Annotated in this window: 14 protein-coding genes; 10 read left to right on the top strand and 4 right to left on the bottom strand. The window is 37.3% G+C overall.

Annotated features, from left to right (window positions below; genetic code table 11):
* Positions 1-674, bottom strand: a 674-nt coding sequence (locus M0Q20_RS07855; protein ID WP_295060241.1) for an FAD/NAD(P)-binding oxidoreductase, incomplete at its 3' end; no start/stop codon positions are given.
* A 158-nt stretch (positions 675-832) separates the two neighbouring features.
* On the opposite strand from M0Q20_RS07855, the gene M0Q20_RS07850 reads away from it, so the two are divergent.
* From M0Q20_RS07850 to dapF, 3 genes are read left to right on the top strand one after another with little or no spacing between them, the layout of a single operon-like run.
* A complete protein-coding gene (locus M0Q20_RS07850) occupies positions 833-1378 on the top strand; it encodes a spermidine synthase (protein WP_295060238.1) in 546 nt (181 codons plus the stop codon).
* Positions 1378-1980, top strand: coding sequence for a dephospho-CoA kinase (gene coaE / locus M0Q20_RS07845; RefSeq protein ID WP_295060235.1), 603 nt, complete (start codon positions 1378-1380; stop codon positions 1978-1980). Before M0Q20_RS07850 ends, coaE begins: the two co-directional genes overlap by 1 nt.
* Positions 1977-2750, top strand: coding sequence for a diaminopimelate epimerase (gene dapF / locus M0Q20_RS07840; protein WP_295060232.1), 774 nt, complete (start codon positions 1977-1979; stop codon positions 2748-2750). Before coaE ends, dapF begins: the two co-directional genes overlap by 4 nt.
* Positions 2751-2770: 20 nt before the next feature.
* On the opposite strand, the gene prfA is transcribed toward dapF, so the two are convergent.
* Both prfA and rpsT read right to left on the bottom strand, forming a co-directional pair.
* Complete coding sequence (prfA, locus tag M0Q20_RS07835) at positions 2771-3838, bottom strand: peptide chain release factor 1 (RefSeq protein ID WP_295060230.1); 1068 nt, start codon at positions 3836-3838, stop codon at positions 2771-2773.
* A gap of 14 nt (positions 3839-3852) precedes the next feature.
* A complete protein-coding gene (rpsT, locus tag M0Q20_RS07830; RefSeq protein WP_295060227.1) occupies positions 3853-4113 on the bottom strand; it encodes a 30S ribosomal protein S20 in 261 nt (86 codons plus the stop codon).
* Between the two features lie 144 nt (positions 4114-4257).
* Here rpsT and glmM point away from each other — a divergent pair, with 144 nt between their 5' ends.
* The 7 genes from glmM to M0Q20_RS07795 all read left to right on the top strand — a co-directional run bounded on the left by glmM (position 4258) and on the right by M0Q20_RS07795 (position 11260).
* Positions 4258-5598: a phosphoglucosamine mutase gene (glmM, locus tag M0Q20_RS07825; RefSeq protein WP_295060224.1), complete on the top strand. Its 1341-nt coding sequence runs from the start codon at positions 4258-4260 to the stop codon at positions 5596-5598.
* The gene (lspA, locus tag M0Q20_RS07820; protein WP_295060221.1) at positions 5591-6052 is read left to right on the top strand and encodes a signal peptidase II; all 462 of its coding nucleotides are present in this window, start codon (positions 5591-5593) and stop codon (positions 6050-6052) included. Before glmM ends, lspA begins: the two co-directional genes overlap by 8 nt.
* An 87-nt stretch (positions 6053-6139) precedes the next feature.
* The gene (gene tig / locus M0Q20_RS07815) at positions 6140-7441 is read left to right on the top strand and encodes a trigger factor (RefSeq protein ID WP_295060218.1); all 1302 of its coding nucleotides are present in this window, start codon (positions 6140-6142) and stop codon (positions 7439-7441) included.
* 5 nt (positions 7442-7446) lie between these two features.
* Entirely contained in the window at positions 7447-8037 is a 591-nt protein-coding gene (gene clpP / locus M0Q20_RS07810; RefSeq protein ID WP_295060215.1) for an ATP-dependent Clp endopeptidase proteolytic subunit ClpP, read from the top strand.
* Positions 8038-8055: 18 nt separating this feature from the next.
* Entirely contained in the window at positions 8056-9102 is a 1047-nt protein-coding gene (locus M0Q20_RS07805; protein ID WP_295060212.1) for a GGDEF domain-containing protein, read from the top strand.
* 17 nt (positions 9103-9119) lie between these two features.
* Positions 9120-9647 carry a peptide deformylase gene (gene def / locus M0Q20_RS07800; protein WP_295060210.1) on the top strand — a complete coding sequence of 176 codons (528 nt, stop codon included), beginning with the start codon at positions 9120-9122 and terminating at the stop codon, positions 9645-9647.
* Positions 9648-9748: 101 nt separating this feature from the next.
* Positions 9749-11260: a YifB family Mg chelatase-like AAA ATPase gene (locus M0Q20_RS07795; RefSeq protein WP_295060206.1), complete on the top strand. Its 1512-nt coding sequence runs from the start codon at positions 9749-9751 to the stop codon at positions 11258-11260.
* A gap of 33 nt (positions 11261-11293) precedes the next feature.
* On the opposite strand, the gene M0Q20_RS07790 is transcribed toward M0Q20_RS07795, so the two are convergent.
* A complete protein-coding gene (locus M0Q20_RS07790) occupies positions 11294-11875 on the bottom strand; it encodes a YceI family protein (protein ID WP_295060204.1) in 582 nt (193 codons plus the stop codon).
* Positions 11876-11963 lie beyond the last annotated feature (88 nt).

Below are 11963 nucleotides of genomic sequence, written 5' to 3'. Positions count from 1 at the left end.
TCGGCAAGAACGCAAGCTCTCTCATATGGAGCAGGAAGACATCTGTAGTTTCCGCTTGGTACCGTAATTATGAAATTACCGCCTTTGAAGTTTAAAACTTTATTTTTTAAAGTAATATGTTCAGAACCGGGGATAAATCCGGCAGGGTACTCTTGTCTTAATCTATTCTCAAAAGCGATATCTTTTGTCCATCTTGAGTAGTCATAATCTATACCGGGAGAGAAAACAAGATAATCATACTTGATATCTCCGTTGCTTGTTTTTAAAATCTGATTCTCTTTGTCTAAATCGACAGCTGTTGCATGAAAATATATATAGTTGTTTTTTCTGGCGGCCTGGAGATAGTCATGTGTTAAATACTCTAGTTTTACTTTATCTACAAGCCATAAGTTGCTTACAGGACAGGAGATAAACTGATGTCTTTGCTCAACTAAAACAACGTCTGTGTTTGGAGCAAAGATTTTTGTATATTTGGCGATAGCTAGACCGGACCATCCGCCTCCCACAACAACAACTCTAGGTTTTTTTGTCTCATGTAGCGGTGCTTTATAATCCGTAAGCGACTTAGCGGCTTGAGTTTTTGTTTTGCTATTTGAGTCTGTATTGCCGCTTAGTGTTGAAGATGCAAGCGCCAAACCTGAAAGCGCTAAAATCTCTCTTCTTGAAATAGCCATGGGTAATCCTCATATGAAATAATTGTAATTATATTATCATCTATTGACTTACCGAGAGCTTATTTTTTTCATAGAAAAAAAGTGGTGTTTAATCTAACGTTATGTAATTTAAAACAAATATGCTAAAATCGCATTAAAACAAACTAGGAATTTTAAATATGAAAGATTTTATATATGCCGAAATGATGGTGCATGTACCTATGTGTACCTCTAAAGAGGCAAAGGATATTTTAATAATAAGCGATAATGCACAAAAGCTAAGTGCAGAAGTAGCAAGACATGAGGAAGCAAATTTAAAGGTTATAGGATGCACGCTTAATGAGATTAGTGCTCTTAGCGATGAGAGTTATGATGTTGTAATCTCAGAGATGGGAAATGATGCAGCGCTGTTTTCACATGTAAACCGTGTTTTGAAAAAAGATGGGCAGTTTGTAACAACCCACCCTTCACTAGAGAGCTTAGAAGAGAATAAAAGTCTAATGAGTATTCTTGGAAAATATTTCAAGATAATTATGCCGTACAACATAGGCAACGGCGCTACTGCACTTCTGGCTTCAAAAGAGTACCATCCAACAGCAGATATAAATCTTCAACGTGCCGACATGATAGATGGACTTAACTATTACAATAGTGATGTTCATCCAGCTGCATTTGCAATGGGTAACTATATTAGAAAAGAATACTTAGGGATTATCAAAAACTAATGGCGTTTAAATATGCTATTGCACTAACTGGCGGAATTGCTACCGGTAAGAGTACGGTAGCTTCCCTTCTTGCGCTTAACGGCATGAGGGTTATAGATGCAGATAGCATATCCCATGAGATTTTAGATGCTTCATATGAGTGGGTTAGAGAGAATTTTGGGGAAGAGTTTTTAGATGATTCAAAGGTTAATAGAGCAAAGCTTGGTCGTTTGATCTTTTCAGATAGAGAAGCTAAGAGAAAGCTTGAAGATTTTTTGCATCCAAAGATAAGAGCCGAGATAGAAAAAAGAAGCAAAAAACAAGATAGCTTTAAATTTCCATATCTCATAGATATCCCTCTTTTTTTTGAAAATGGAGCTTATGATATAAAAGAGAGTGTTGTCGTGTATGTTCCCAAAGAGATTCAACTAGAGCGCTTTATAAAAAGAAACGGCTACTCTAAGGAGGAGTCCATAAGACGCATAGAGTCTCAGATGGACATAGAGGAGAAGAAAAAAAGAGCTACTTGGGTTATAGACAACTCAAAGGATTTAAAGCATCTACAGCAAGAGTGTGAAGAGTTTGTCGAAAAGATAAAAGCCAAATATCTGGGGAAAAAATGATAGTATCAAAATATAGTGCAAACGGAAACGACTTTGTAATTTTTCATACAGATATAAAAAAAGATAGAAGCGCTTTGGCAAAAGAGTTGTGTCATAGGCAAAACGGCGTAGGGGCCGATGGGCTTATTGTTATAGTTGTAAATGAAAAAAATGACCTTCAAGAAAATCAATCAAAGATTGATTTTGAGTGGCAATTTTATAACTCTGATGGAAGCCAAGCCCAGATGTGCGGAAATGGAAGTCGAGCGGCAGCGCATTATGCATTTACAAACAAGCTTGCACCAAAAGATATGAAGTTTTTAACCGGTGCCGGAGTAATAAGCGCAACTGTTGATGGCACTATGGTAGAGAGCGAATTAACTACGCCGACGGTAGTTGATAAAAATATAGAGCATAACGGTAAATCATGGTGGCTTCTTAACACTGGAGTTCCTCATCTGGTAAATATTACTAAAAATATAGAAGAGTTTGATATTGAGGAAGCAAGAGAGCTAAGATATAGATACAACGCAAATGTCAATATTGCTTTTGTTGATGGAAAAAATCTTAGAGTAAGAACTTATGAGCGCGGTGTAGAAGATGAGACCTTGGCTTGTGGAACGGGGATGGCGGCTTGTTTTTATAGAGCTTACTTAGAGAAGATGGTTGGGGATAATATAGAGGTATATCCAAGAAGCGGCGATACTCTTTATCTGGGAATGAATGAGAAGAGAATTACTTTTAGAGGTGTTGTAAAAAATACTTTTACAGCCGAGTACAATCCCGAATAAATCGGGATGTTAGGTAAAAATTAAAGTCCGGCAGCTTCGACTATTTTAGCTTGATGGTCGGCTATAAGCGGTTCTATTATCTCATCAAGAAGACCGCCTTGCATAATCTCGGCAAGTCTGTAGAGTGTTAAACCGATTCTGTGGTCAGAAATGCGGTTTTGCGGGTAGTTGTATGTTCTAATTCTCCCACTTCTATCTCCCGTTCCAACTTGTGCTGAACGGTTTGCGCTATCTTTAGCTAGTGCTTCTTGCATCTCTAAGTCATAAAGTCTAGCTTTTAATACCTTCATCGCCTTTTCTCTGTTTTTGTGCTGCGATTTTTGATCTTGGTTTGTTACTACTAACCCTGTCGGCAAGTGAGTAATCCTTACGGCAGAGTCTGTGGTATTTACACTTTGACCGCCGCAACCGGAGGAGCGCATAACATCAACTTTTAGGTCGTTTTCGTTAATTTGAATCTCAACATCATCAACCTCAGGCATAACAGCAACCGTAATAGCAGATGTATGTACACGCCCCTGTGATTCTGTTGCCGGAACACGTTGAACACGGTGCGTTCCACCTTCATACTTTAACCTGCTATAGACCTGTTCACCTTTAATAAGAGCAATGACTTCTTTAAATCCGCCTGCATCTGAAGCAGATGAGCTTAAAATCTCAATCTTCCAATCTTTAAGATCAGCATAACGTGAGTAAGCTTCAAATAGATTACCGACAAAAATAGCAGCCTCATCACCACCTGCTCCTGCACGAAGCTCTACAATGATATTTCTCTCATCGTTGGGGTCTTTTGGTAGTAGAAGAAGTTTTATCTCCTCCTCTATCTCCGGCTTGCGAGGTTCAAGCTCTTTGAGCTCCTCTTTTGCCATGTCACCCATCTCCGGATCATTAAGCATCTCTTTGGTGTCAGATATCTCTTCTAAAAGAGCTCTGTACTCTTTTGCTTTTTTAACAATCGGTAAAAGAGAAGATTGTTCTTTTGAGAGAGCGGTCATCTTTTTAATGTCAGAAGTGATGTCAGGTGAACTCAGCATCTCGCCAAGTTCATTATAACGATTGATAAACGGTAGGAGTTTATCGGCTAACATTTATAGTGTTAACCTTATATAGCGTTTACAGCTCTGTGTAGACGACTAATTTTTCTAGCGGCAGTCTCTTTTTTTAAGACACCTTTGCTTACAAATTTTTGAATTTGTTTGTTTGCTACATTCATTGCTGATGAAGCTTCCTCTTTGTTGCCTGCAGTTATAGCAGAACGAACATCTTTTACAATGTTTTTAAGACGAGTTCTGTAAAAACGATTACGCTCTGTACGAACGATTGTTTGGCGAATTCTCTTAATTGATGACTTGTGATTTGCCATGCATGAGTCCTTCTCATATAAATTTAGTGCGCAATTCTAGCTTAAAGATAATTAAAATTAAGTTAAAGACAAGGTAAAAGAGAATAATTTAAATTTTATTGCTTAAATATGTTAAAATACAGCACTTAAAACTATGGGATTAAAATGAAATTATTTGGAACTGATGGAGTTAGAGGCGAAGCGGGCAGTTTTTTAACGGCAGAGCTTGCTATGAAGGTGGCAATGGCTGCAGGAGTTTACTTTAAAGCACACTCAAATACCAATAGGATTTTAATAGGTAAAGATACGCGCAGAAGCGGGTATATGATAGAAAATGCCATAGTAAGCGGGCTTACGGCGATAGGGTATGATGTTGTTCAAATTGGTCCTATGCCCACACCGGCTATCGCTTTTATAACTGAGAATATGCGTTGTGATGCCGGAATCATGATAAGTGCTTCACACAACTCTTTTGAAGATAACGGGATAAAGTTTTTTGATGGTTGTGGCGATAAACTCTCTCACGGTGCTGAAGAGGAGATAGAGAAGATTTACAAAAATAGTGAACTACTACAAGGCGCTCTTGTTCGTGGCAAAGATATAGGTAAGGCAAAGAGGATAGATGATGTGATAGGTCGCTATATTGTACAGCTTAAAAACTCTTTTCCAAGAGAGCTCTCCCTTAAAGATATGCGCATTGTTCTTGATACGGCAAACGGAGCTGGATATATAGTAGGTCCGACAGTTTTAGAAGAGCTAGGGGCAGAGGTTATAGTTATACACAATAAGCCTGATGGTTTTAATATTAATGATGGCTGCGGTGCGCTTCACACAAAAAATCTACGCGAGAGTGTTGTGAAGTATAGAGCAGATTTGGGGATAGCGCTAGATGGTGATGCAGATAGAGTCGTAGTTGTTGATGAAAATGGGGAGGTAGTAGATGGGGATCAGCTTTTAGGTGCTCTTGGGGCATATATGAAAGATAGAGGGACTTTAAAAGGGGGTGGAATTGTCTCAACCGTTATGAGCAACAAAGGATTGGATGACTTTGCCGCAGAAAAAGGTTTAAAACTTTTTCGCTCAGATGTAGGCGATAAAAATGTTTTAGAGATGATGAAGAGAGAGAGTATCAATTTCGGTGGCGAGCAGAGCGGACATGTAATAATTAGTGATTTTGCAAAAACAGGCGATGGATTAGTTTGTGCTCTGCAAGTTTTAGCGCTTTTAATAGAGACAAAGAAGAGAGCCTCAGAAGCTCTTCGCCCTTTTAAGCTTTATCCTCAAAGGTTAGTAAATATAAGTGTAAAGAGCAAAAAACCGCTTGCAGAGATAGAGGGACTTGATAGCAGATTAAAAGAGTTGGAAAAAGATGGCGTTCATCATTTGATTCGCTATTCGGGAACTGAGAATAAACTAAGAGTTCTGCTGGAGTGTAAGGATGCAAAAAAAATGAACTCTTGTATGGATGAGATAACAGAGTTTTTTCAAAAAGCTTTAAATGCATAATAGAACAATTCGTCTTTTGACGATACTCTTTTTTACAATATCGGGTATATTTATAATTGACCAGAATATAAAATCAATTTTTGTAGATGGCTGGAGATACTACGGGGATTGTATTGATTTGATTTTAGTCTATAACAAGGGTGTCGCTTTTTCAATGTTCGCATTTTTAAATGAGTGGTTAAAGTATATTCAACTAGTGCTTATCATAGGTGTTTTTGCCTATATAATCTACTTAAGGGAGCTATGTTATGCCATTCCCGGAGGATTGTTGCTCGGCGGTGCTTTTTCAAATATATATGACAGGTTTGTTCATGGCGGTGTTGTAGATATGGTTTACTGGCACTGTGGATTTGATTTTGCGGTGTTTAATTTTGCAGATGTGATGATAGATGTTGCAGTTGTTTGGATTTTAGTGCTAAATTTCAAACCGAAATTTTGTAAAAAAAGCACCTAAAGATAGATAAAAGCAGATTTAGGGTAATATTACTCAAAATAATAGTTACATAACTATAATAAAGAAAAACTCAAATAAAGGAAATTGATGAAAATCAAAACAAATAAAATTAATAGTGCAAATGCTCAGATAGAAGCCAACATTCCAAAAGAGACAATTGACGCAAACATAGAAAAAATAGCTAAAAATTTAACAAAAACTGCCTCTGTGCAAGGATTCCGCAAAGGTAAAGTTCCTGTGGCAGTAGTTAAAAAACAGTATGGGGAGCGCCTAGTTCAAGATGCAGAATCAGAAGCGTTGCGTGATGTTTTAAATAGAGGACTCGATGAGCTAAAAATAAGCATGGATTCACTAATAGGGGAGCCAAACATTGCAAACTTTGTAAAAAATGCAGATAGCATTGAAGTTACGGTTAAAATTGCTATGAGACCTGAAATAAATCTTGATAAATACAAAGATATGGTTGATGCTTTTGATAAGCCGGTAGTGACTGATAAAGAGGTTGAAGAGAGATTAGAAAAAATAGCCGATTCTCAAGGCAAGTTCGTTGATCTTAAAAGAAAAAGAATGGCAAGAAAAGGCGACAGCGCTATAATTGATTTTGAAGGCTCAATTGATGGAGAGCTATTTGAGGGCGGTGCAGCAAAAGAGTTTGCTCTTGTTCTTGGTTCCGGTCAGTTTATTCCCGGTTTTGAGGATCAGGTTATCGGGATGAAAATAGGCGAAGAGAAAGTTATAAAAGTTACTTTCCCCGAGAACTACGGCTCTGATAAATTAGCAGGCAAAGATGCTGAGTTTAAAGTCACGCTTAGCAATATTCAAGAGAAAGCAAAAGTAGAGATTGATGATGCGCTTGCTGAAAAATTACTTGCCGGACAAGATGATAAAAGCTTAGATAATCTAAAGAAGCAGGTAAGAGCTCAGCTAGAGAATGAAACGGTAGCAAAGCTTTACAACGAAGAGCTAAAACCGGCACTTTTAGAGACTTTTGTAGCTAAGTTTGATTTTGATCTTCCTGAGTTTGTTGTTGAGCAAGAGATTGATGTTTCACTAAACAAAAAAGCAAGTACGATGAGTGAAGATGAGATAAAAGAGCTTCGCGAAAATAGTGATAAACTAGAGAAACTTCGTGATACTTTCCGTGAAGAGGCACAAAGAAGCGTAAGAGCTACATTTATTATTGACGCGCTTGCTACTGCTGAGGGCGTTAAAGTTGATGAGAATGAAGTTATGCAGACTATCTATTATGAAGCAATGCAGATGGGACAAGATCCTAAAATGGCATATGATAAATATAAAGAGGCAGGTTATTTACCTGCTATTCAAATGTCAATGGTTGAGGATAAGGTTCTTACGCAAATTCTTAACTCTAAGATGAAAGAAGCTTAAGTAAGATGAGTTATGTCCCTTACGTAGTTGAAAAAACAGCACGCGGCGAACGCTCTTACGATATATATTCTCGTCTTTTAAAAGATAGAATTATAATGCTAAGCGGAGAGGTAAATGATGCAGTTGCTTCATCTATTGTAGCGCAGATGCTTTTTTTAGAGGCTGAAGAGCCGGAGAAAGATATATATTTTTATATAAACTCTCCCGGTGGTGTTGTTACTGCCGGAATGGCAATATATGACACAATGAATTATATTCGTCCGGATGTAACTACGATATGTGTAGGTCAAGCAGCATCTATGGGAGCTTTTTTACTCTCAAGCGGAGAAAAAGGCAAAAGATATGCACTTCCGCATGCAAGAATTATGATTCATCAGCCTCTAGGCGGTGCTCAAGGTCAAGCAACAGATATCGCAATTCAAGCAAAAGAGATCCTCAGAATGAAAGAGGAGCTAAATGAGATTTTGGCAAAGAATACAGGTCAAGATATTAAAAAAGTTGAAAAAGATACCGATAGAGATAACTTTATGAGTGCTAAAGAGTCAAAAGCTTACGGAATAATCGACGAAGTTTTGGTAAAAAAAAGTAAAGATTAGTAATTTGAAGGAGACGGTATGTCAGGAGCTTTAAGAAGTAGACGTCGAAGCACCAAGGATGCAAAACCATCGGCTGCGGTAACAGATAAAGAGGTAACCAAAGAGCCGGAGAGTGAGTTAGAGACCTATTCAAGGGAGGTCTTAAATGCACTCCTAAAAGATGGATTGCCGCCGACTCCAAATAACTTTTCTCTATATTTTGATAGACTCTTAGAAGAGAAGAGTCAAAATACACGAAGCCATATTGTTTCTGTGCTTGAGCTTGAAGAGAATAATGAAGATGAAAATAGTATTATGCTTGAGCAGAGCTTAAAGCAGGGGTTTTCATCAATTAAAAATATTCTTGGCGTTACTGCTAGCCTATACAAAAATATGTCTTTGATGACAAAAATACTTGATAAAAGAAAAAAAGAGCTAGAAGCAAGCTCGGATAATCAGGCTGTACAAGGTGTTGCGGCATCTTTAGGATCTGATATAGTAAAGCTTAACGAGATTTTAAAAAAGCAGAGCGGTACTATTAAAACGACGTATGATGAAACAGCAAAAATAATAAAAAATGTTGAGAATGAGACTATTTTTGATAATCAATACGGTGTTTATAATAAGCGATATCTGATGACAAAAATAGAACAAGAGATAGAACTTATTAAAAAGTTTAAACATAAAAGTTCTCTTATCATGATTGAACTATCCCGTGACCTTAAAGCAAGCGTAACTAATGAAAAAGCGATAATGCTTATGACTAAAACCGTGGCAAGACTTCTTCTAAAAACCTCAAGAAGAAGCGATACTGTAGCGCACTACGGCAACGGAGTCTTTACAATGCTTTTAAAACATACAGATATTGAGAGTGCAAAAAAAGCAAGTGAGAGGCTATGTGAACTTGTCTCAAACAGTAATTTCTTCTTAGGAGATCGCGAGATACAGCTTAAAATATCTATCGGAGTTACTAATGTTACTGAGAATCACTCTGTAGAGGAGATTATAGTAAGTTCAATGGATGGTGTTGAAAAGGCGTATGAAAATCCCAATCTAGACTATGCGGTTTTACTGAGAAATAGTTAGTAGTATATATAAAAATAATGAAATTAAAAATAGTAGAATATCCAGATAAAAAATTAAAAGAGAAGTCAAAGAGCATTGAGGTGTTCAATAAAGAGCTGCACCAACTTCTTGATGACATGTATGAGACTATGATAGGCTCAAACGGCATAGGATTGGCTGCAATTCAAGTAGGACATACAAAAAGAGCTCTGCTTATTAATATCCCAGATGAGAATGATGAACAATCAGTAGATACTCTAATTGAGATGATAAACCCGGTTATCACACACACAAGCGGGGTAACAACATACCAAGAGGGGTGCTTAAGTGTACCGAGTTTTTATGAAGATATTAATAGATATGAGAGCATAACTGTTAACTATCAAGATAGAGATGGAAATACAAAAATCATTGAAGCTGACAACCTATTAAGCATTGCAATTCAACATGAAATCGATCATTTAGACGGTATTTTATTTATAGACAAACTCTCATACTCAAGAAGAAAGAAGTTTGAAAAAGAGTACAAGAGGATGCAAAAAGAGAAAAAACTCCATAAATTATAGTTTTTTATGACAATATGCCATATTTTTTACTATTTAAAACTATAAACAGTATGATTATATCAATTTAGTAAAGGGTATCTTGTTCCCTAAAGGTTGATGCTATGAAAATGGTCTCTTGTGCTACTTATGAAGGCGTGGAAGCAAAAGTTGTTCATGTCGAGTCCACTCTTACAAAAGGTCTTCCCTCATTTAGTGTTGTGGGCATGGCAAGTGCTTCAATTAATGAAGCAAAAGAGCGTGTTAAATCTGCGCTACTAAGCAATGAGTTTACATTTCCCCCAAAAAGAATTACTATTAATCTTGCTCCGAGTGACGTGAAAAAAGAGGGAAGCCAGTTTGATTTAAGCATGGCTCTGCTGATTGCACTTGATTATTTAGAGGATGATTTGAGTGATTGGTTTGTATTTGGGGAGTTGGGGCTTGATGGAACAATAAAGGAGAATATTCAGCTCTATCCGCTTCTGCTTTCGCTTGCAAATCAAAAGATTATTAAAAAAGCAGTTGTTCCGTTTGAAAGCCTTGAGAAGCTATCTAAAATTCCAAATATAGAATTTTATGGAGTTAAGAGACTAGGTGAAGCTATAGAGCTATTAAAAGAGTCCGCTAATGCAGTACCAAACTGCAGCTATAAAAAAATAGAGTATCCATCTTATAAAATTAATGAGAAAGAGTACTATTTTGACAATAACTATATCGAGGATTTCTCAGATGTTAAGGGTCAAGAGGTTGCAAAAAGAGCCGCATTAATCAGCGCTGCCGGATTTCATAATCTGCTTTTAGAGGGAAGTCCCGGATGCGGAAAAAGTATGATTGCGCAAAGGCTTAGATACATTTTGCCTCCACTTAGTAGTGATGAGATATTGGATATAGCGAAACTTGATGCCCTTGAAGCAAAAGAGCCTACCTTTAAACCGCTTAGGAGCTACAGAGCTCCTCACCACTCATCTACTACGGCAAGTGTATTTGGGGGTGGAAGCTATAAAGCTAGGATTGGAGAGGTTGGCTTGGCGCATAGAGGGGTTCTGTTTTTTGATGAACTTCCGCACTTCTCAAGAGGTGTGCTTGAAGCCCTAAGAGAGCCGCTACAAGATAATAAGATAAGAATATCAAGGGTAAATACAAAGGTTGAGTACCCTAGCGATTTTCTATTTGTAAGCGCCATGAATCCGTGCCCATGCGGTAATCTTTTAAATGAGCAAAAAGAGTGCAGATGCAGTGACCTTGAGGTGCAGAGATATAAAAACAGACTCTCTGAGCCATTCTTGGATAGAGTTGATTTATGTGTTGTTATGCAGCAGGTAACCTCAAAGGATAGAGCGACTATAAGCTCACAAGAGATGCATAATCAAGTTATAGAGGTGCATAAAAGAGCACTTTTAAGAGGGCAAAAAAGTTTTACGGCAAAGCTTAGTGATAGTGAGATAGATAACTACTGCATACTAGATAGCGAAGCAAAAGATGTCTTAGAGATGGCTGTAAAACGGTTTGCTTTGTCGTTTAGGAGCATAAAAAAGATTCAGAAAGTTTCATTAACGATTGCAGATTTAGATAAGAGTGACATAGTTCAAAAGAGGCATGTTCTTGAGGCGTTGAGTTATAGAAGAAGAGGTTAGGGCAGTGCCCCAACTACAAAGGTAATTTAGTGATTAAAAATCATCCTCTGCTTTTAAGATACCTTGTATCTCTATGTTTAGCTTAACTATTTCGCTAACAACAACCCCGCCTGCTTCTAGCGCTTGATTCCAAGTAATGTCATAATCTCTTCTATCTATTTTTCCGCTTAGGCTAAGACCCGCTCTTTGTCTTCCCCATGGATCGGTAATAGTGCCGCCAAACTCATAATCAAGTGCAACATCTTTAGTTGTGCCCTTTATAGTTAGTTTTCCGTAAGCTTTATCATCTTTGACACTATCAAGAACAAAAGTCACTTTTGGATACATCTCTGCATTAAAAATTTCATCTGATTTTAGGTGTGCATCTCTTTTTGCAATATTTGTATTTATGGACTCAACATCCATTTCACCACTCAAAGCAACAAGCTTATTTGTCTCATCTTCTAGCTCAAAACTACCGTCAAACTTCTGAAACTCTCCGTTAACCGTACTAATCATCATATGTTTTACCGAGAAGGCAACATTGGTATGGGAGGGATCTACATTATAAACCCCGCCAAATAACGAGCTTACTCCTAAGAGTATCGACACAATTACTAATTGCATTTTTTTCATCTTTAAATCCTTCTTTTTGTTTGAGCCATTATATTACTATATTGCACCAAGAAAGTATTAAATATGTCAACTAATGACAATTTTTAAA

The sequence above is a fragment of the Sulfurimonas sp. genome (assembly GCF_023229025.1).
Classification (GTDB): domain Bacteria; phylum Campylobacterota; class Campylobacteria; order Campylobacterales; family Sulfurimonadaceae; genus Sulfurimonas.
Note: the sequence above shows the minus strand (reverse complement) of the source record. Positions and strands in the feature narration are given on the sequence as shown.